At 68.7% G+C, this 20404-nt stretch carries 20 protein-coding genes; 10 read left to right on the forward strand and 10 right to left on the reverse strand.

Going from position 1 to position 20404, the window contains the following annotated elements; all coding sequences use genetic code 11:
* Positions 1–7 precede the first annotated feature (7 nt).
* The 4 genes from lysA to argH are packed head-to-tail and all read right to left on the reverse strand — an operon-like array spanning position 8 to position 3224.
* Positions 8–1273, reverse strand: coding sequence for a diaminopimelate decarboxylase (lysA, locus tag C6Y53_RS08100; protein ID WP_106471972.1), 1266 nt, complete (start codon positions 1271–1273; stop codon positions 8–10).
* A 50-nt stretch (positions 1274–1323) separates the two neighbouring features.
* Positions 1324–1641, reverse strand: coding sequence for a DUF2834 domain-containing protein (locus C6Y53_RS08105; protein WP_106471973.1), 318 nt, complete (start codon positions 1639–1641; stop codon positions 1324–1326).
* A 3-nt stretch (positions 1642–1644) separates the two neighbouring features.
* Positions 1645–1836 carry a hypothetical protein gene (locus C6Y53_RS08110; protein ID WP_106471974.1) on the reverse strand — a complete coding sequence of 64 codons (192 nt, stop codon included), beginning with the start codon at positions 1834–1836 and terminating at the stop codon, positions 1645–1647.
* The gene (gene argH, locus C6Y53_RS08115) at positions 1833–3224 is read right to left on the reverse strand and encodes an argininosuccinate lyase (protein WP_106471975.1); all 1392 of its coding nucleotides are present in this window, start codon (positions 3222–3224) and stop codon (positions 1833–1835) included. The genes C6Y53_RS08110 and argH overlap by 4 nt, the downstream gene beginning before the upstream one ends.
* 19 nt (positions 3225–3243) lie before the next feature.
* Between argH and C6Y53_RS08120 the strand changes: the two genes are divergently transcribed.
* Positions 3244–3810, forward strand: coding sequence for a TlpA family protein disulfide reductase (locus C6Y53_RS08120; RefSeq protein ID WP_106474012.1), 567 nt, complete (start codon positions 3244–3246; stop codon positions 3808–3810).
* Here the strand turns inward: C6Y53_RS08120 and C6Y53_RS08125 are convergent.
* The gene (locus C6Y53_RS08125; protein WP_106471976.1) at positions 3807–6164 is read right to left on the reverse strand and encodes a mechanosensitive ion channel family protein; all 2358 of its coding nucleotides are present in this window, start codon (positions 6162–6164) and stop codon (positions 3807–3809) included. The genes C6Y53_RS08120 and C6Y53_RS08125 overlap by 4 nt on opposite strands.
* Positions 6165–6382: 218 nt before the next feature.
* Between C6Y53_RS08125 and C6Y53_RS08130 the strand changes: the two genes are divergently transcribed.
* The 9 genes from C6Y53_RS08130 (at position 6383) to rpe (ending at position 14299) form a co-directional block, all read left to right on the forward strand.
* Positions 6383–7549: a glycosyltransferase family protein gene (locus C6Y53_RS08130; protein WP_106474013.1), complete on the forward strand. Its 1167-nt coding sequence runs from the start codon at positions 6383–6385 to the stop codon at positions 7547–7549.
* Entirely contained in the window at positions 7546–8793 is a 1248-nt protein-coding gene (locus tag C6Y53_RS08135; protein WP_106471977.1) for a glycosyltransferase, read from the forward strand. Before C6Y53_RS08130 ends, C6Y53_RS08135 begins: the two co-directional genes overlap by 4 nt.
* Positions 8793–9875 (forward strand): glycosyltransferase family 4 protein, encoded by a 1083-nt coding sequence (locus C6Y53_RS08140; RefSeq protein WP_106471978.1) that lies wholly within the window; start codon positions 8793–8795, stop codon positions 9873–9875. Before C6Y53_RS08135 ends, C6Y53_RS08140 begins: the two co-directional genes overlap by 1 nt.
* Complete coding sequence (locus C6Y53_RS08145; protein WP_106471979.1) at positions 9872–10462, forward strand: histidine phosphatase family protein; 591 nt, start codon at positions 9872–9874, stop codon at positions 10460–10462. The genes C6Y53_RS08140 and C6Y53_RS08145 overlap by 4 nt, the downstream gene beginning before the upstream one ends.
* A complete protein-coding gene (locus tag C6Y53_RS08150) occupies positions 10459–11595 on the forward strand; it encodes a glycosyltransferase family protein (RefSeq protein ID WP_106471980.1) in 1137 nt (378 codons plus the stop codon). The genes C6Y53_RS08145 and C6Y53_RS08150 overlap by 4 nt, the downstream gene beginning before the upstream one ends.
* Entirely contained in the window at positions 11592–12365 is a 774-nt protein-coding gene (locus tag C6Y53_RS08155) for a polysaccharide deacetylase family protein (protein ID WP_106471981.1), read from the forward strand. The genes C6Y53_RS08150 and C6Y53_RS08155 overlap by 4 nt, the downstream gene beginning before the upstream one ends.
* A complete protein-coding gene (locus C6Y53_RS08160; RefSeq protein ID WP_106471982.1) occupies positions 12362–12838 on the forward strand; it encodes a class I SAM-dependent methyltransferase in 477 nt (158 codons plus the stop codon). Before C6Y53_RS08155 ends, C6Y53_RS08160 begins: the two co-directional genes overlap by 4 nt.
* A 4-nt stretch (positions 12839–12842) precedes the next feature.
* On the forward strand, positions 12843–13526 hold the full coding sequence (locus C6Y53_RS08165; RefSeq protein WP_106471983.1) for a DUF1045 domain-containing protein: 684 nt from the start codon (positions 12843–12845) through the stop codon (positions 13524–13526).
* Between the two features lie 77 nt (positions 13527–13603).
* Complete coding sequence (gene rpe, locus C6Y53_RS08170) at positions 13604–14299, forward strand: ribulose-phosphate 3-epimerase (protein WP_106471984.1); 696 nt, start codon at positions 13604–13606, stop codon at positions 14297–14299.
* On the opposite strand, the gene C6Y53_RS08175 is transcribed toward rpe, so the two are convergent.
* The 5 genes from C6Y53_RS08175 to C6Y53_RS08195 form a co-directional block, all read right to left on the reverse strand.
* The gene (locus tag C6Y53_RS08175; protein ID WP_244614976.1) at positions 14290–14649 is read right to left on the reverse strand and encodes a PaaI family thioesterase; all 360 of its coding nucleotides are present in this window, start codon (positions 14647–14649) and stop codon (positions 14290–14292) included. The two genes, rpe and C6Y53_RS08175, sit on opposite strands and share 10 nt — an antisense overlap.
* Positions 14650–14710: 61 nt before the next feature.
* On the reverse strand, positions 14711–15850 hold the full coding sequence (locus C6Y53_RS08180) for an acyl-CoA dehydrogenase family protein (RefSeq protein WP_106471986.1): 1140 nt from the start codon (positions 15848–15850) through the stop codon (positions 14711–14713).
* Positions 15847–17037 (reverse strand): acyl-CoA dehydrogenase family protein, encoded by a 1191-nt coding sequence (locus C6Y53_RS08185; RefSeq protein ID WP_106471987.1) that lies wholly within the window; start codon positions 17035–17037, stop codon positions 15847–15849. The genes C6Y53_RS08180 and C6Y53_RS08185 overlap by 4 nt, the downstream gene beginning before the upstream one ends.
* Positions 17038–17064: 27 nt before the next feature.
* On the reverse strand, positions 17065–19149 hold the full coding sequence (locus C6Y53_RS08190; protein WP_106471988.1) for a 3-hydroxyacyl-CoA dehydrogenase NAD-binding domain-containing protein: 2085 nt from the start codon (positions 19147–19149) through the stop codon (positions 17065–17067).
* A gap of 116 nt (positions 19150–19265) precedes the next feature.
* Positions 19266–20267, reverse strand: coding sequence for a hypothetical protein (locus C6Y53_RS08195; protein WP_106471989.1), 1002 nt, complete (start codon positions 20265–20267; stop codon positions 19266–19268).
* Between the last annotated feature and the right edge of the window lie 137 nt (positions 20268–20404).

Genomic DNA, 20404 nt, shown 5'->3' on the forward strand with positions numbered 1-20404 from the left:
ATCTGCATCACAGCCACGGCGGGATCGTATCGCGATTTATCATCTCTTCATAGCTTGGCCTTGGACGAATAACCGCGAATTGATCCCCGTTCACCATGACTTCGGGTATCAGGGGGCGGGTATTGTATTCGCTGGCCATCACCGCGCCATAGGCTCCGGCGCTGCGGAACGCGATCAGGTCGCCCGCCGCCAGCGGCGGCAGATCGCGGCCGCGCGCGAACGTATCGCCGGTTTCGCAGACCGGGCCGACGATGTCATAGGGCCGCCGTTCCAGCCCCGGTTCGGGTTCGATCACCGGCACGATGTCGTGATACGCCTCGTACATGGCCGGGCGGATCAGGTCGTTCATCGCCCCGTCGACGATCAGGAAATCGCGCCCCTCGCCCGATTTCACATAGATCACCCGGGACACCATGATGCCCGCGTTGCCCGCGATCAGGCGGCCGGGCTCGATCTCGATCTCGCAGTCCAGATGACCCAGGACGCGCTTGATCATCGCGCAGTATTCCAGCGGCAGCGGCGGCGCCTCGTTCGACCGGGCATAGGGGATGCCCAGCCCGCCGCCCAGGTCCAGCCGCCGGATGTCGTGACCGTCCGCGCGCAGGGTTTCGGTCAGCTCGGCAACCTTGGCATAGGCCGCTTCGAACGGGGCAAGCTCGGTCAGCTGGCTGCCGATATGCACGTCGATCCCGATCACCTCGAGCCCGGGCAGCGCGGTGGCGCGGGCATAGGCCGCACGGGCGCGCGCGATCGGGATGCCGAACTTGTTCTCGGACTTGCCGGTGGCGATCTTGGCATGGGTGCGGGCATCCACGTCCGGGTTCACCCGCAGCGTGACCGGCGCGACCTTGCCCATCTCCAGCGCCACCGCGTTCAGTACCTCCATTTCCGGTTCAGATTCGACGTTGAACTGGCGGATGCCGCCCGCCAGCGCGGTGCGGATCTCCTCGGCGGTCTTGCCGACACCGGAAAACACGATCTTTCCCCCCGGCACCCCGGCGGCCCTGGCGCGCAGGTATTCGCCCTGGCTGACCACATCCATGCCCGCACCGGCCTGCGCCAGCGTGCGCAGGATGGCCTGGTTGCTGGCGGCCTTCATCGCATAGCAGACAAGGTGGTCGGTCCCGTCGAGCGCCTCGTCGAACAGCCGGAAATGGCGCAGCAGCGTCGCGGTCGAATAGAGGTAGAACGGCGTGCCGACGGCGGCCGCGATCTCGGCCACCGGCACGTCCTCGGCGAACAGGGCGCCGTCGCGATAGAGAAAATGATCCATGAGGCGCGATTAGACCGGAAACCGCCGCCGGATCAACGGCAAACCCGGCGCTAGACCACCGGCCGGGTGCGCAGGAACAGGTAGAGCGGCAGGCCGCAGCCCACCCCGATGCAGAAGGTTGCCGGGATCGCGACCAGCGCGGGCCAGTTGCGGCGCACCGCCACCTCGGCGATCACGAACACGCACAGCGCGATTGCGGCGATGGTCAGTTCCCAGGCCAGGCCCGAACTGGCCGCGTTCGTGTGCCAGGCCGCGACCAGCGCCCGCAGGTCAAAGCCGTTGGCGCGGAACCACGCGGAGAAATGGATCATCGGCTGCACCGCGCCCCACAGGGCCAGCGCCAGGTAGATCATCCGCAGGGGCGACACGGCTCAGAACCCGAAATAGAGCCCGACCGGCCCCCGGCGCAGCCCGATACCGCCCTGCGCATAGCCGCCACCGCCGCTGCCCGCCGCCAGCGTCACCGTGGTATCCAGCGTCGGCGGTTGAGGGTCGCCATCGGCGCCGCAGGCCGCCAGCGCGGCCAGCAGCAGCAGGGCAACGGGAACGGGCAGACGTGTCATCCCAGCTTTTCCTTCCACCGCGCGATCTGCGCCCGCACCTGCGCGGGCGCGGTGCCGCCATAGGACATGCGCGAGTTTACCGAGTTTTCGACCCCGAGAACAGAATACACGTCCTGCGTGATGCCCGCATGCACCGACTGCATGTCGGCCAAGGGCAGGTCCGGCAGGTCGCAGCCGCGTTTCTCGGCCATCGCCACCAGCGTGCCGGTGACGTGATGGGCATCGCGGAACGGCAGGTTCAGCACCCGCACCAGCCAGTCGGCCAGATCGGTCGCGGTCGAGAACCCCGACCCGGCGGCGGCGGCCAGCGCATCGCGGTTCGCTGCCATGTCGCGCACCATGCCCTCCATCGCCGCCAGCGCCAGCATCAGCGAATCGGCGGCGTCGAAGACCTGTTCCTTGTCTTCCTGCATGTCCTTGGAATAGGTCAGCGCCAGCCCCTTCATCACCATCATCAGCGCGGTGTTGGCGCCGAAGATACGCCCGATCTTGGCGCGGATCAGCTCGGCCGCGTCGGGGTTCTTCTTCTGCGGCATGATGCTGGACCCGGTCGAGAACCGGTCGGACAGCGCCACGAACCGGAACTGGGCGCTGGACCAGATCACCAGCTCTTCGGCCAGCCGCGACAGGTGCATCGCGCAGATCGACGCCGCCGAGAGGAACTCGAGCGCGAAATCCCGGTCGCTGACCGCGTCCAGCGAATTGGCGCAGGGCCGATCAAAGCCCAGCGCGGCCGCGGTCATGTCGCGGTCGATGGGGAACGAGGTGCCCGCCAGCGCCGCCGCGCCCAGCGGTGATTCGTTCATCCGCGCGCGGGCATCGCGGACCCGCGACAGGTCGCGCCCGAACATTTCCACATAGGCCATCATGTGGTGCCCCCAGGTCACCGGCTGAGCGGTCTGCAGATGGGTGAAACCGGGCATCACCCAGTTTGCCCCGGCCCCGGCCTGGGCGAGCAGCGCGCGCAGCAGCGCGACGATCCCGGCATCGGCGGCATCCAGCTGGTCGCGCACCCAGAGCCGGAAATCGGTCGCGACCTGGTCGTTCCGGCTGCGGCCGGTATGCAACCGGCCCGCCGGTTCGCCGATGATGTCCTTCAGCCGCGCCTCCACGTTCATGTGGATGTCCTCGAGCGCGGTGGAATAGGTAAATGTCCCGCCCTCGATCTCTGACAAAACGGTGAGCAGGCCTTCCCTGATCGCCTGCGCATCGCTATCGCTGATGACGCCTGTCGCGGCCAGCATGGCCGCATGGGCCCGTGACCCGGCAATGTCCTGCGCGGCCATCCGCCTGTCGAACCCGATCGAGGCATTGATCGCCTCCATGATCGCGTCCGGCCCGGCGGCAAAGCGGCCGCCCCACATCTGGTTCGAGGTCTGGTCTGTCATGTCTGTGCCCGAGGTGAAAATGCGCCTGATCCGTCTGCTGTCCCTTTATCTGGCCATCGCGCTTGGTGCAAACCCGGCATTGGCCGCCGATATCGCCACGCTCGACGCGCTGCGCGACGGCGACATGAAGAAACTGAACCTGCACGCGGACCCGGCACCGGCCCCGCAGGCGACATTCACGCTGGAAACGGGCGGCACCGCATCGCTTGCCGACTGGCGCGGCAAATATGTGCTGGTCAATTTCTGGGCGACATGGTGCGCGCCCTGCCGCAAGGAAATGCCGTCGCTGGCGGCGCTACAGGCAGAGTTCGGCGGCGACGGTTTCGAGGTGCTGACGCTGGCCACCGGCCGCAACACGCCGGCGGGGATCGACCGGTTCTTTGCCGAGACCGGGATCGACAACCTGCCCCGCCACGCGGACCCGAAACAGGCGCTGGCGCGTGAAATGGCGGTGCTCGGCCTGCCGGTTTCGGTGCTGATCGACCCCGAGGGCCGCGAAATCGGGCGGCTGATCGGCGATGCGGACTGGCATTCCGACAGCGCCCGGGCGCTGGTGGCGGCCCTGCTGGGCCGCCCGCCGTCCTAACGGTCGTCGCCGCGTTCGCCGCCATCGTCGAGCATGTCCTCGTCGATCGCCGCCTGCACCGCGCCCGCCACCGCCTCGCGCTGCCGCGGGGTCAGGTCCCCTGACTGGCCATCCGCCAGCCGCACCGTGACCTCGCGATGGGCGAACTTGATGCCTTCGCGTTCGAACAGCTGGCGGATTTCCTCGTAGACCTTCTTGCGCACCAGCCACTGATCGCCCGGCTTGGTCATGAACTTGACCCGGATGATCATGGCGCTGTCCTGCATCTCGATCACCCCCTGCGATTTCAGCGGCTGGATGAAGTTCTCGCCGATCACCGGATCGCTCAGCAGGTCCTGCCCCAGCTTCTTGATCAGCTTGCGCACCTTTTCCACATCGGTGTCATAGGTCACCCGCAGCGGCAGTTTCATCATCACCCAATCGCGGGAATAGTTGGTCAGGACCTTGATTTCTCCGAACGGGATGGTGTTGAGCGCGCCCAGGTGGTGCCGCAGCTGGAACGAGCGGACCGAGATCTTCTCGACCGTGCCCTTCACATCGCCGATATCGATGTATTCGCCCTTGCGGAACGCATCGTCGATCAGAAAAAACGCGCCCGAGAAGATGTCGCGCACCAGCGTCTGCGCCCCGAACCCGATGGCGAGCCCGACAACGCCGGCACCGGCAAAGAGCGGGCTGACATTGATGCCCAGTTCGAGCAGCACGATCAGCGCGATCGTCACCACCACCACCGCCAGGATCGCACCCCGGAACAGCGGCAGCAGCGTGCCCAGCCGGCTGGCGCCGCCCGCGCCGCCCTCGTCGCCCAGTGCGGCGTCGCCGTCGTCGACGGTTTCCTCGGCGATCCGGGCGTCGATCCAGATCCGGAACAGGTTGTAGATGATGTAGCCGATGAACACGATCACGATCACGTCCAGCGCCCGGTTCACCATCGAATCGTCGATGAAGGTGATCCGCGGGTTCCAGATCAGGATCAGCGCATAGCTGCCCGCCACGAAGGCCAGGATGCCGGCAACCCGGCGGGCCAGCCCCTCGAAGGTCAGCGGCCGCACCGCCGGCATGGCCTCGGGCGGCGGCGCGTCGGGATCGCGTTCCCCGGCCTCCGCGGCGGCCTGTTCCGCGTTGATCCGGTCGGCTTCGCGCGAGCGGTTGAAATAGCGTTCGATCAGATAGTTGATGCCGCCATAGACCACGATGATGGCAAGAAAGATCATGTAGGCCCCGGCCACCATCGGCACCGGGGTTTCCCGCTCGAGCACCAGGTCGAAGGCCAGCCGCAGCCAGCTGAACAGGACATAGCCGATCAGCATCGGCGCCCAGGCGCGCGACAGGATGCGGGTGATCCAGCTGACCTCGTCGATATCGCAACCGCCCCGGATCGCATTCGAGATCGGACCCGCGTTGAACAGGATCAGCAGGATGTAGCCGACGGCACCAAAGGCCGACAGGATGCCATAGATCAGCGCGTAGACGTTGTAGTTCAGCCCGAAATCCGCGATCCAGGTCGAGAACATCACGGTGATCACCGAATAGGTCGCCATCACCCAGGCCCAGTGATAGAGCCGCCTGGCATCGCGGTCCGAGAGGTGCGGGATGCGGTATTGCGTCAGGTAGGGCGACAGCACCATCCGCCACATGTCCGACACGGTATAGGCCATGAAAAAGGCCAGGTAGATCGCGGCGATGGTCAGCTGGAGCGAGGAATCCTCCATCGGGCCAAAGATCAGCACCCCGGCGATATAGGCGGTCAGCATCGTGAACAGGGAACCGCCGATGCCCATGAAGAACCGGAACACCAGGAACGGGATCTTCTCGCTGTAGCCCTGCGGGGCCTCCGAGACACGCGCGACGACGAAATGCCGGGCGAACCGGCGGCCATAGATTTCGCCGGTGATCACCCGCGCCACCGCGAACAGCAGCAGCGTCCATACCAGCACCGAGACATAGGTCATGATCCGGCCGTCGGGGCTGGTTGCACGCAGGATGAACGCCACCTCGTTCAGCGAAACCGGCAGCACCTCGAGACGCCGGTTCAGGGTTTCGCGAAACTCGCTGACCCGGTGCTGCGCCTTCATCAGCGACGATGCGTGCTCGGCCTTCGTTTCCGCCTCGGCGGGCCGGGCCGGGTCCGCGGCGGGACCGCCCGAGGCGATCAGCTTGCCCGAGCCGTCGATCACCACCACGTTCACGCCGCTTTCCGCGGCCTCGCGTATGGCCGCGGTCAGGTCGGCAGACGCCGCGTCGCCACCGCCACCGGCACCCTGCGCCACAGCCGGTCCCGCGCCGGACAGGATCAGGACAACCGCCAGGACGGCCCAGAAGTTCGAAACGATGCGCTGCGCGAGCTGGAGCATTTTTGGCGTTCTTCCCGGATAGCTGCGTGGCAAGGGAACGCTACAGGAGCGCACCGGGTCGCGCAAACGGCAACCGCGGCTGACTGCGTGAATCAGTTTGCATATCAATGGGGTTCGGTAGTAAAGCGGCCCTGCCCGGCTTTGAGACGACAGGCAGGACCTTGACCATACCCACGGATACCGCGCAGGAAACCGACCGGCCGCGCGGCGCGCGGATCATGCTCTACAGCCACGACACGTTCGGGCTGGGGCATCTGCGCAGGTCACGGGCTCTTGCCACGGCGATCGTGCAGGCCGACCCGGACGCCTCGGCGCTGATCCTGACCGGGTCGCCTGTGGCCGGACGTTTCACCTTTCCCGAACGGGTCGATCATGTCCGCCTGCCCGGCGTCACCAAGCGGCGCGACGGCAGCTATGCCTCGGCCACGATGGGCATGGATATCGAGGATGTGACCGAATTGCGGGCGGGCCTGATCCGGTCCGCCGCGGAACAGTTCGACCCCGACATCCTGATCGTCGACAAGGAACCGACCGGCTTTCGCGGCGAATTGCTGCCGGCGCTGGACGACCTGGCCACGCGCGGCCGGGCCCGGATGGTGCTGGGGCTGCGCGATGTGCTCGACGAACCCGAGGTCCTGGCCACCGAATGGGACCGCAAGGGCGCGGTGGCGGCGACCGAAACCTATTACCACGAAATCTGGGTCTATGGCCTGAGGTCGATCCACGACCCCATCGCCGGCCTGCCGCTGTCGGCGGCGGCGCGGTCGCGGATCCACTGGACCGGCTACCTGCGGCGCGAGATCGGCCAGCCCGCCGATCCGCCCCGGCAGCCCTATATCCTCGTCACCCCCGGTGGCGGCGGCGACGGGCAGGCGCTGGTCGACCTGGTGCTGGCCGCCTATGAGCGCGACCCGACCCTGGCCCCGCGCGCGATGCTGGTCTATGGCCCGTTCCTGTCGGGCGACGAACGCGCCGCGTTTCAGGCCCGTGTCGACCGGCTGAACGGGCGGGTGACGGCGGTCGGTTTCGAATCGCAGATCGAAACGATCTATGCGGGCGCGGCGGGGGTGGTCTGCATGGGCGGCTACAACACGTTCTGCGAGGTGCTGTCCTTCGACCAGCGCGCGGTGATCGTGCCACGCACCCGGCCCCGGCTGGAACAGTATATCCGCGCCACCAGCGCCAGGGCGATCGGGCTGGTGTCGATGCTCGACGAACGCGACGGCGAACTGACGCCCGGCGCTATGATCGACGCCATTCGCGGGCTTCCGGACCAGCAGCGCCCGTCACATGCGATGCCCGCCGGGCTGCTGGACGGGCTCGAGCGCGTGACCGACCGGGTCGGCGTGCTGCTGACGGGATCGGCCGAGCAGGCCGCGGAATGACCCAGCCCCCGCGCCTTGCGGTGGTGGTCAAGGGCTGGCCGCGCCTGTCGGAGACCTTCATAGCGCAGGAACTGGTCGCGCTCGAGGCAGCCGGGCACACGTTCGATATCTGGTCGCTGCGCCACCCCACCGATACCAAGCGCCATCCGCTGCATGACCGGTTGTGGGCGCGGGTGCGATACCTGCCGGAATACCTGCATGACGACCCCGGCCGCGTCGACGCCGCGCGCGCGGTGGCGCGGACGCTCCCGGGCTATGCGCAGGCGCGGGCGATCTGGCGCGCCGATCTGGCCCGCGACCGCAGCCGCAACCGCATTCGGCGGTTCGGGCAGGCCTGCGTGATGGCCGCCGAACTGCCTGCCGGCACCCGCGGGCTCTATGCGCATTTCCTGCACACCCCGGCGTCGGTGGCGCGGTATGCCGCGCTGATGCGTGGCCTGCCCTGGGGGTTCTCGGCCCATGCCAAGGACATCTGGACCTCGCCCGACTGGGACATCGCCGAAAAGCTGGAAACGGGGCCGGGCGGGGCCGGGTTCGGCGCGACCTGCACCGCCTATGGCGCCACGCGCCTGCGCGACCTGGCCGCCGATCCGGGACGGATCGACCTGATCTATCACGGGCTGGACCTGTCGCGGTTTCCGCCGCCGCCCCGGCGCGCGCTTCGCCATCCGGGTGATCCGCTCCGGTTGCTGTCGGTGGGCCGGCTGGTCGAGAAAAAGGGCTTTGACCGGCTGATCGGCGCGCTGGCCGGCCTGCCCGAAGGGCTGGACTGGCGCTGGATCCATATCGGCGGCGGCGCGCTGGGACAGGAATTGGCCAACCGCGCCGAAGCGGCGGGCATCGCCGCGCGCATCGACTGGCGCGGCGCCTGCGACCAGCCCGAGGTGATCGCCGCCATGCGCGCAGCCGACCTGTTCGTGCTGCCCAGCCGCATCGCGGCGGATGGCGACCGCGACGGGCTGCCCAATGTCCTGATGGAAGCCGCCTCGCAGCGCCTGCCGATCGTGGCGACACCGACCGCCGCGATCCCCGAATTCATCGAAACCGGCATCCACGGGCTGCTGGTCGATCCCGCCCCGGTCCCGCTGGCGCAGGCGATCGCGACGCTGGCCGCCGATCCGGCCCGCGCCGCCGCAATGGCCGACGCCGCGCTGGAGCGGTTGCGGACCCGGTTCCGGATGGATCCCGGCATCGCCCGCCTGTCCGAACGGCTGACCGCGCTCTGTTCCCCGGTTGCGGCCTGATGCGGGTTGCCTTTTATGCGCCGCTGAAACCGCCCGGCCACCCGACCCCGTCCGGCGACCGGGAAATGGCGCGCGCCCTGATCGCCGCCATCGGCGCAGGCGGCGCGGCGGTCGATCAGGTCTCGGAACTGCGCATCTATGACGGCGCGGGTGACGCCGCGCAGCAGGCCGCGCTGGCGGATCGGGCCCGCGCCGAAACCGCCCGACTGATCCGCCGCCTTGCCGATGATCGCCCGGCGCTGTGGGTGACCTATCACAGTTATTACAAGTCGCCCGACCTGATCGGCCCCGAGGTATGCAGGGCGCTGGGGGTTCCCTATGTCCAGATCGAGGCCACCCGCGCCCGCCGCCGCCTGACCGGCCCGTGGGCCGGGTTCGCCGCCGCCGCCGAGGCCGCCTGCGATGCGGCCGACCTGATTTTCCACCTCACCGATCTCGACCTGATCACGCTGGACCGCGACCGCCCGCCGCATCAGCGGCTGGCCCGCCTGCGCCCGTTCCTGCCCACCGACACCCTGCCCGCTGCGGCGCGGACCGCCCGCGCCACCACCATGCTGAGCGTCGGCATGATGCGCGCGGGCGACAAGCTGGCCTCGTACCGGATCATCGCCGACACGCTGGCGCTGCTCGATGGCGACTGGCGGCTGGACATCGCCGGCGACGGCCCGGCCCGTGGCGAGGTCGCGGCGCTGATGGCGCGGTTCGGACCGCGCGTGCTGTTCCTGGGCCAGCTCGATCGCGCGGCGCTGACCGCGGCCTATGCGGGGGCGGCGCTGTTTCTCTGGCCCGGCGCGAACGAGGCCTGGGGCCGGGTCTATCTCGAGGCGCAGGCGGCCGGGCTGCCGGTGGCGGCGCAGGATCGTCCCGGCGTGCGCGACGTTCTGGCCCCGGGCGATTACCCGTCACCCGGCGCGGGCGCACCGGCGCTGGCGCGGCGGCTGCGGCAGCTGCTGGACGATCCCGCCAGCCGGGACGCCCAAGGCCGCGCCGCGCGCGCCCATGTCGCCCGCCACCACCTGCTGGCCACCGCCACCGACACCTTCTGGACCGCCGCGATGCCGGTGCTGGAGCGGGCCGCATGACCCGCCTCGCGCTGTTGCGCCACGGGCACACCGCCTGGAACCGCGCGGGCCGGATCCAGGGATCGAGCGACATCCCGCTGGATGATACCGCCCGCGCGGACCTGGACGGGCTTGCTCTGCCCGCGCCCTGGGACCGCGCCGCGCTGTGGTCCAGCCCGCTGGTCAGGGCGGTCGACACCGCGCGCCTGGTGGCGCGGGCCGAACCGCGCATCGACGCGGATCTGACCGAGATGAACTGGGGCGACTGGGAAGGCCGGCGCGGGGCCGATCTGCTCGCGGACCCGGCGATGGATTATCGCCATATCGAGGATTGGGGATGGGATTATCGGCCGCCGGGCGGCGAGAGCCCGGCCGAGCTGCGCACCCGCCTGTCGCGCTGGCTGGGGCGAATAGATGGCGATGCGGTGGCGGTTTGCCATATCGGTGTGATGCGGGTGCTGCTGGCGCTGGCCCATGGCTGGGATTTCAGCGGCCCCGCCCCGTTCCGCGTCAAGCGCAACCGGCTGTTCGTGCTGCATCTGGACGGTTCCCGCCTGCGTCCCGAACCGGACCCGGTGCGCCTGCTGACACGCGGCGACGCGCCATGAAGGCCATGATCACCGTCACCCATCTGCTGGGCACCGGGCACCTGAGCCGCGCCCTGACGCTGGCCCGCGCCTTTGTCGCGGCAGGTGACGATGTCCTGCTCGTTTCAGGCGGGTTCCCGGCACCGCAACTGGACCTGTCGGGGATCGGCCTGCTGCAACTGCCGCCGCTGCGCTCGGACGGGACCGATTTCTCGCGGCTGCTGGATGCGCATGGCGGCCGGGCCGATGCCGCCCTGTTCGATGCCCGCCGCGCGGCGCTGGTGGCGGCGCTGGACCGGATGCGGCCCGACATACTGATCACCGAGCTGTTTCCCTTCGGACGGCGCAGCCTGGCCACCGAGTTCACCGCCCTGCTCGACGCCGCACAGGTCCTGCCACGCCGCCCGGTGATCCTGTCGTCGATCCGCGATATTCCGGCACCGCCGTCGAAACCTGAAAAGGCCACCCGCGCGGCGGCGCTGATCGCCGGGTGCTATGACGCGGTGCTGGTGCATTCAGATCCCACCGTTTCGCGTCTCGATGCCAGCTGGCCGGTCACCCCCGCGCTTGAACGGCGACTGCGCTATACCGGCTATGTCGCGCCCCCCCCGCCCGAACCGCATCCGGAACGCGCGGGCGCGGGCGAGATACTGGTCAGCGCCGGCGGCGGTGCCGTGGGCGACCCGGTCTTTCGCGCGGCGCTGGGGGCCGCCAGCGCCACGCCCGGTTCGCGCTGGCGGCTGCTGGTGGGCGGCGACGCGGCGCGGCGCATCGCGGCGCTGCGGGCCGATGCGCCCGCGAACGTGGTGCTGGAGCCCGCGCGGCCCGATTTCCGGCAGATGCTGCACCACGCCGCTGCATCGGTCAGCCTGTGCGGCTACAATACGGCGATGGACGTGTTGCAGACGGGTGTCCCGGCGGTCCTGGTGCCGTTCGATGCGGGCAATGAGGTGGAACAGGGTCTGCGGGCGCGCAGCCTGGCCCCTCTGCCGGGAATAGCCGTGCTGAAAACCGCGTATCTGACCGCCGACAGCCTGGCCCGGAGCGTCGCCGATGTCATCACCCAGGGACGGCGGCCGGGCCAGAGGGTGGATTTCGACGGCGCCCTCCACAGTGTCACCATCGCCCACGCCATGGCAGAGGCCCGGACATGACCGAAGACTGGACACCGCTGGATCGCGAATTCGACGCCTGGGACAAGGCCGGGATGACCCTGCCGCTCTGGTGGCGCGACGATGACGCGGTTGCCGACACGCCCGCCTTGCGGCAGCTCGATGCGCTGTCGACGGAAACCGGCCTGCCGGTGCATCTGGCGGTGATCCCCGCCGGCGCCGATGCCGCGCTGGGCGCGCTGGTTGCCGCACACACGCATCTGATCCCGCTGGTCCATGGCCGCGCCCATGAAAACCACGCGCCCGAGGGCCAGAAAAAGGCCGAGTTCGGCCCCCACCGGCCACCGGCCGAGATGAAGGCCGACATCGCCTGGGGCCTGTCCCGCCTGTCGGATCTGTTCGGCCCGCGTCTGCGCCCGGTCTTCGTGCCGCCGTGGAACCGGATCGCGCCCGAACTGGTGGCGGGACTGGCGGGGCTGGGCTTTGCCGCGCTCTCTGCCTTTGCCCCGCGCAAGACCGCGCTGGCCGCGCCGGGGCTGGCGCGGATCAACACCCATCTCGACCCAATCGACTGGCGCGGCACCCGGTCGCTGGTCGCTCCGGACCGGCTGATCGCGCAGATGGCGCTGCAACTGGCCGACAGGCGGTCGGGCTATGCCGACAATGACGAACCCTACGGGCTGCTCACCCATCACCTTGCGCATGACGGGGCAATCTGGGATTTCACCGCGCGATTGCTGTCGCGTTTGCGTAACGGCCCAACGCGGGCCTGGAGTTTCGACGACCTGCCACCTGCAAAGGACACCACATGAGCCGCCTCGATTCCATGCTCCGCCGTCTTGCCGCGCAACGCGACGGGCTGAACTGGGCCGCCGGGCAGGTTTCCGGGCTCGAGGGCGAGGTGCTCGACCTCGGGCTGGGCAACGGACGCACCTACGATCATCTGCGCGAAATCCTGCCGGGTCGCCGGATCCGCGTCATCGACCGGGTGCTGCAATGCCATCCCTCCTGCACACCGCCCGCGGCCGATTTCCTCGAAGGCGAGGCGGAACCGATGCTGCGGCAGCTGGCGGACAGCGGCGTCCGGGTGGCACTGGCGCATTACGATTTCGGCAGCGGCATCAAGAACAACGACGTGGCCGAGGCCGCGCGCCTGTCGCCGTGGCTGGCCGCCGTGATGCAGCCCGGCGGGCTGGTGGTGTCCGGTCAGCCGCTGGTCGGGCTGGCGCAGATCGCCGGGCCGGACACGATCGCGCCCGACCGCTACCTGTTCTACCGGGCCTGATGCGGTGGCGTTCCGGCGTTTCGCCATATTCCACGTCCCGCCCGCCGAGGCGGACTGGGCACGGTTCGCCACCCGGTGGCTGGGCTGGGACATGATCGCAGGCAGCGCGGTGACGCATCCCGACATGTCCGGGTTGCCCGTTGACCGGCTGACCGAGGCGCCGCGCCGCTACGGGCTGCATGCAACGCTGAAACCGCCGTTCCGGCTGGCCCGCGGGAAGGATCGCGCCGGGCTGGAAGACGCCGTTGCCGCGCTGGCCGCACGGCAGGCCCCGGCGACCATACCGGCGCTGGACCTGGTGCGGATGGGGCGGTTCCTGGCCCTCTGCCCGACCGGCGGCGCGGCACCTGCCGACAGGCTGGCGGCCGCCTGCGTCCGGAAAACGGACCTGTTCCGCGCTCCGCCCGACGACGCGGAACTGGCCTGCCGCCGCGCCTCCGGCCTGTCGCCCCGGCAGCAGGAAAATCTCGATCACTGGGGCTATCCGCATGTGATGGACATGTTCCGGTTCCACATCACCCTGACCGGCCGCCTGCCGGTGGGGGCGCTGGCGGCGGCGGAAACCGCGCTGGGGGAACGGCTGGTGCCGCTGCTGCCCGCGCCCTATATCCTTTATGACATCGCGCTGGCCGGAGAGGACGCGGATGGCAGGTTTCACCTGATCCGGCGATTCCCGCTCACCGGCTGAGGCGGAATTGCCGCAGACCCTATCCATGGCCGCTGCAACCCCCTATATGCAGCGCGAGACCAGCCAGAGGTGCCCCCATGACCCAGCCCTTCGACCGCCGTATCAAGATCGCCCCGTCGATCCTCGCCGCCGATTTCGCCAGTTTCGGCGCCGAATGCGAAGCCATCGAGGCGCAGGGCGCCGACTGGGTGCATGTGGACGTGATGGACGGCCATTTCGTGCCCAACATCACCTTTGGCCCGGCCATGTGCGCCGCGATCCGGCCGCATATCCGCGGCGTCATGGACGTGCATCTGATGATCGCCCCGGTCGATCCCTATATCGACGCCTTCGCGCAGGCGGGCGCGGATGTGATCACCGCCCATGTCGAGGCCGGACCGCATACCCACCGCACCCTGCAGGCCATCCGCGCCGCCGGCGCCAGGGCGGGCATCGCGCTGAACCCCGGCACGCCGGCGGCGGCGGTCGAACCGCTGCTGGACCTCGCCGATCTCGTCTGCGTGATGACGGTGAACCCCGGTTTCGGCGGCCAGAAATTCATCGACCAGACCGCCAAGATCAGGGCCTTGCGGGCGATGATCGGAGACCGGCCCATCCATATCGAGATCGACGGCGGCGTCGATCCCGCCACCGCGCCGCTGGTGGCGCAGGCGGGCGCGGACGTGCTGGTGGCCGGATCGGCGGTGTTCCGGGGCGGCTCGGCCGCCGAACCGCAGGCCTATGGCGACAATATCCGCGCCATTCGCGCGGCGGCCGAAGGCGTCTATGCCTGAACCCGGCCGTCCGGCGGGCGCCGTTTGAACACCCCCTGCGCGGTGGCGAGCAGCCGCCCGTCGCCGTCGCGCAATTCGCCGGTCACATGGCAGATCTTGCGCCCGCCGCCCGACACCGTCCCCAGCGCGGTGACCTCGGCCCCGACCGGCGCGCCGGCCACGAATTGGGTCGTCAGCGACACCGTGACCAATGGCGTCAGCGCATCGCCGCCCAGCGCCATCGAGGCGGAAAATCCGCAGGCGCTGTCCAGCAGCATGGCGATGATCCCGCCATGCAGCATTCCGTTCCGGTTCAGATGGTCCGGCCCGATGGTGAGCGTGGTGCGCGCCCGCCGGTCAGGGTGGCTCACATCCACCTCATACCCCACCGCGGCCTGGCATCCCGACTGTTCGCGGATGATCCCGCCGGTGTCAGGCTGCCGCGGTCGAGAGGGCAATGAACCGCTCCAGATGGTAATCGGTGTCGCCGAACCGGTGATCGGCCATCACGATGCGCTTGGCGATATGGGCCAGTTCGTATTCCTGCGTCATCGCGATGCCGCCATGCATCTGGATCGATTCCTCGGCCACCAGCCGGCCCACGCGCCCGATCAGGTTGCGCGTCGATGCGACATGCAGGTCGCGCCGGGGGGCATCCTCGCCCAGGTGGCCGGCGGCGTTGATCACCGCGGATTGCGCCTGTTCCAGTTCGATCAGCATGTCGGCGAACCGGTGCTGCAGGGCCTGGAACGTGCCGATCGGGCGGCCGAACTGCTTGCGGGTCAGCAGGTATTCGCGGGTCAGCGCGGTTGCTGCGTGCATCGCGCCCAGCGTTTCGGCGGCCATCGCCACGCCGGCACGCGCCACGGCGGTTTCCAGCGCCGGGAACGCCGCCCCGGCCGCGCCCAGACGGGCAGAGGCGGGCAGGCGGGCATCGTCCAGCACCACCTCGGCGGCGCGTCCGCCGGCGAACATCGGATAGCCTGTCAGCGTCACGCCCGCCATGCCCGCCGGAACGAGGAACAGCGAGATACCATCCGGTTCGTCCACCGCGCCGCTTTCGCGGGCCGAGACGATCAGGTGACCGGCCGCCTCGGCATTGGCCACGACGGCCTTGCGCCCGTTCAGCACGATGGCGTCAGCCTCGGTCCGGGCGGTGGTTTCCACCCGGTTCAGGTCATAGCGGCTGGCCGGTTCGCCATGGGCCAGCGCCAGATGCGCGCCGCCGGCGATCACGTCCTCGACCAGCGCCTTCTGCTCGGCGTTGCCCAGCGCGGCGACCAGGCCGCCGCCCAGGATGGCGGTGTCCAGCATCGGTTCGACCACGCCGGCACGGCCCAGTTCCTCGAACACCACGGCGATGTCGAACCCGGCGCCGCCGAAGCCGCCGTCAGCCTCGGAAAACAGCGCGCCGATGACGCCCAGCTCGGCCAGCCCGGCCCAGATCTCGGCGCTGAACCCGGTGTCGCTGTCGAGGATCGCGTTGCGGACGCCGGTATCGTAGCGGTCGGCCAGGTATCGCCGCAGCGTGTCCTGCAGCATCTGCCGTTCTTCGGTAAGATCGAAATTCATTTGCCGCCCCCCAGCTTGACCTTGGCGATGATCCCGCGCTGGATCTCGTTCGATCCGCCAAAGATCGACAGTTTGCGATTGTTGAAATACTGCGCCGATACCGGGCCTGCCCCGGCCGCCGGTTCATTGCTGCCCTCGACCGCTTCGGAGGCGAAGGGCAGCGCGTAGGGGCCGGCCGCGCGGCGGGCGAGATCGTTGATCTCCTGCCGGATCACCGTGCCCTTGACCTTGAGCATCGAGGCCTCGACCCCTGGCGCCTGTCCCACCGCCGCCTGCGAGATGATCCGCAGGTTGGTGGTGGCCATCGCCATCAGGTCGATCTCGACCTGCGCCAGCCGGGCGGCGAAATGCGGGTTCTCGATCAGGGGGCGGCCACCGGACATCTCGGCCCGCGCCATGCGTTTCACCGCGGCCAGCCCCGCCTGCGACGACCCGACCTGCGCGATGTTGGTGCGCTCGTGGGTCAGCAGGTATTTGGCATAGGTCCAGCCCTTGTTTTCCTCGCCCACCAGGTTTCCGACCGGCACGCGCACATTGTCGAAAAACACCTCGTTCACCTCGGGTGTCCCGTCGAGCAGCACGATCGGACGCACCTCGATCCCCGGCGTGTCCATGTCGATCAGCAGGAAGGAAATGCCTTCCTGGTGCTTGACCTCGGGATCGGTGCGCACCAGGCAGAAGATCCAGTTGGCATACTGCCCCAGGGTGGTCCAAGTCTTCTGGCCGTTGACCACATAGTGATCGCCGTCGCGCACGGCGCGGGTCTTGAGGCTGGCGAGATCCGACCCGGCGCCGGGTTCGGAATAGCCCTGGCACCACCAGTCCTCGCCCGACAGGATGCGCGGCAGGAACCGGTCCTGCTGTTGCTTGCTGCCGAATTTCTGCAGCACCGGCCCCAGCATGGTCAGCCCGAAGGGCACCACCCGCGGCGTCCCGGCAAAGGAACATTCCTCGTCGAAGATATGGCGCTGCACCGCGTTCCATTCGCAGCCGCCGAATTCCTTCGGCCAGTTCGGCGCCAGCCAGCCCCTTTGGTTCAGGATCGCGTGCCAGCGGTCATAGGTCTCCTTGCCCAGATCGCGCCCCGCCTTTACCGCGTCGGCCATGTCGTCGGGCAGGTTTTCGGCCAGAAACGCGCGCACCTCGTCGCGGAACGCCTGTTCCTCGGGTGAATATGCCAGATCCATGTCGTCCTCCGTTCTCGGCCCGATGGTTCAGCCGTTCAGATCCTCGAACTTGCGGCCCTCTGCCACCAGCTGTTCGAGCAGCGGCGCGGGCTGCCAGAAATAGGCGTCCTCGGCGGCCCAGTTGCGGATATCGTCCAGCAGGCCGGGCAGGCCGGCCATGTCGGCCCATTTCATCGGTCCGCCGCGATAGCGCGGAAATCCATAGCCGTAGAGCAGCGTCACATCCACGTCGAGCGGCCGCCGGGCGATGCCCTCGCCCACCACCCGCGCCGCTTCGTTCACCATCGCCGCCATGTAGCGGCGGACGATCTCGGCATCGGTGAAGTCGCGCGGGGTGATGCCCTGCGCGGCGCGCTCGGCCTCGATCAGCGGCATCACCTCCGGGTTCGGCACGCCGGCACGTTTGCCCGCCTCGTAGACATAATAGCCCTTGCCGGTCTTCTGCCCGAAATGGCCCGCCTCGCACAGGGTGTCGGCATAGGCGCTGTCACGGGCGCGCGGGTCGATCCCCTCGGCCCGCTTGCGCTTGCGCACGGCCCAGCCGATGTCGAGCCCGGCCAGGTCGGCCACGGCGAACGGCCCCATCGCGAAACCGAAATCGGTCAGCGCCTTGTCGATCTGGTAGGGGCTGGCGCCATCCAGCACCATGTGATCGGCACAGGTGCGGTAGGTGGCCAGGATCCGGTTGCCGATGAACCCGTCGCAGACGCCTGCGCGCACCGAAACCTTGCCCATCCGCTTGCCCAGCGCAAAGCCGGTGGCCAGCACGTCGGGCGCGGTCTTGTCGGCCACGACGATCTCGAGCAGCTTCATCACATGCGCGGGGGAAAAGAAATGCAGCCCCAGCACGTCCTCCGGCCGCCCGGTCATGGCGGCGATCTCGTCCACGTTCAGATAGGAGGTGTTGGTCGCCAGCACCGCGCCCGGTTTCGCGACCTCGTCGAGCTTGCGGAACACGTCCTTCTTGATGTCCATTTCCTCGAACACCGCCTCGATCACCAGGTCGGCATCGCCGAGATCACCGTAATCCGTGGTCGGGCGCAGCGCCGTTTCGGTGAGATGCGCGAACTGGTCCTGGCTGATCTTGCCACGTTTGAGCGCCCCGCCGAGATTGGCTTCGATCCGTCCCCTGGCCGCCAGCGCGGCCTCCGGCGTCATCTCCAGCAGCGTGACGGTCAGCCCGGCCAGCAGCGCCGAGGTGGCGATGCCCGCCCCCATGGTGCCGCCGCCGATCACGCCGATGGCGGTCAGGCCGCGCGGTTCGACCCCGTCGAGCTCGGGCAGCTTGGCCACCGCGCGTTCGATGAAGAACGCGTGGATCAGCCCTTCGCGCTGGTCGCTTTCCATCAGTTCGTGGAACAGTTCGCGTTCGCGTTCCAGGCCCTTGTCGAACGGCAGTTCGCAGGCCGCCTGGACCGCCCGCACGCATTGCGCGGGCGACAGCTGGCCGCGCCCCTTGGCCAGCGCCGCGGCATGGGCGGCATCGAAATCGACCGGCGCGGGCGCGGGCATCCGGCCCACCGGGCGCGTGTCGGCGCCCGCGTCCAGCAGGTCCCGCGCATAGGCGATCCCGGCCTCGCGCACATCGCCATCAACAACCCGGTCGATCACGCCCAGTTTTTCGGCCTCGCGCGCGCCGACATGCCGGCCCGAGGTGATCATGTCGAGCGCCGCCTCGACCCCGGCCACGCGCGGCAGGCGCTGGGTGCCGCCGGCCCCCGGCAGGATGCCCAGATGCACTTCGGGCAGCCCCACCCGCGCCGACGGCACCGCAACCCGGTAGTCGGTGGACAGCGCCACTTCGAGCCCGCCGCCCAGCGCGGTCCCGTGGATCGCGGAAACGGTGATCAGGGGGCTGTCCTCGAGCCGCTGGCACACATCCGGCAGCCAGGGATCGGTGGGCGGCTTGCCAAATTCGCGGATATCGGCGCCGGCGAAATAGGTGCGCCCGTCACCGTAGATGACGACCGCTTTCGCGCCTTCGCGTTCGGCCCGCGCGATACCGTCCACCAGCCCCTGCCTGACCGCCTGTCCCAGCGCGTTCACCGGCGGGTTCTGCGCCTTGAGAACCGCGATATCCCCGATCCGTTCATAGTCGATTGCAATGGTCATGCCGTCCCCTCGCCTTGCCTGCCGGTCTGTCGCGCAAAACCTAGTCGCAACCCGGTGGGACGTGCAAACCCGCAAGCCGGGATTTCATCGTGACCCTACGTCATGTGCATTGCCGTTCAGGACCGCAGCAGGACCTTGGTCGACCCGATGGCCTCGGCGATCTGGGCAAATTCGTTCTGTCCCTCGGCACGGGTTTCCGCCGACCGGAGCAACAGGGTTTCCGCCTCTTCGATGATCGCGAGCGCGGTTGCGCGTGTCGCCTCGACCGTTTCGGGTTTGACCGCGGTGATCGGCCCCGTCTTGATCGTGTCCGGCCCGGTGGCGGGGCGCACTTTCAGCCGGGGCTGGGTCGTATCGCGGTTGGCCCGCGCCAGCTTGTCCAGCTTGTTGGCGGTGTCGCGCAGGACCGTGCGGACCTCGGCGAACTCGCGGTCACGCGGGGTTTCCGCCAGCGCCTTGCGGTAATAGACCGACAGACAGTCGACCTGATACTGGACCGGCAATTGGGAACAGACCGTGTTCGACCGGCTCAGCGTCGTGGTGATGCTGTCCACCGTGGCGGCGAGGCTGGCCACCGGGGCCGCCAGCACCGTCGAACGCGGCGGCTCGACGGTTTGCGGCGGTTCGATTTCGGTGCGCGGCGCCTGGCCGGTGTTGATCCGCTGGTTGCGCACCGCGCGCGGCGCCGAATTCGCGCTGGGATTTCCGCCAACGCCCGCCGGGCTCGTTTCTCCTCCGGGCGGGGATGGCGACGGGGATGGATCGGGCTCCGGGTCCCCCTCGTAGTCTCCGGCCGGGTCGCCTTCATACCCGTCGCCTGCGACACTGTCATTGTCGTTGATGCCGCTGTCGCCCGAATTGTCGGCGCCCTCGTCTTCGCCGGGGCCGCCCTGTTCGGGATCTGGCCCCGGTTCGTTGCTGCAGCAGGTTTCGCCGTCGCTTTCATCCTGGCCGAAAAGCGTATCGACGCCGCCCTGTGCAACGATATCAGCCTGCGCAAGAATTTCGGCCGCGACCATTCCCGGGGCGTCGGCCACGGCTGTCGATGGTTGCGCGGCAAATACGATCGCAAATGCAACCCCCGAAAGCGGCCATGACGCCAGTGCAAAATGTTTCAATGGAATCCCCCAAACCAGTATCCTGGACATAAAACTATGGCATAAAAGTTATTTTATTTCACGCCGGAAAGCAAACCCGCCGGGATGCGGACGGGTGGCGGGAGATCACGGCAGATGCCGTCAAAATGACTGTTCCG

The sequence above is a fragment of the Pukyongiella litopenaei genome, assembly GCF_003008555.2.
GTDB classification, from domain to species: Bacteria; Pseudomonadota; Alphaproteobacteria; order Rhodobacterales; family Rhodobacteraceae; genus Pukyongiella; species Pukyongiella litopenaei.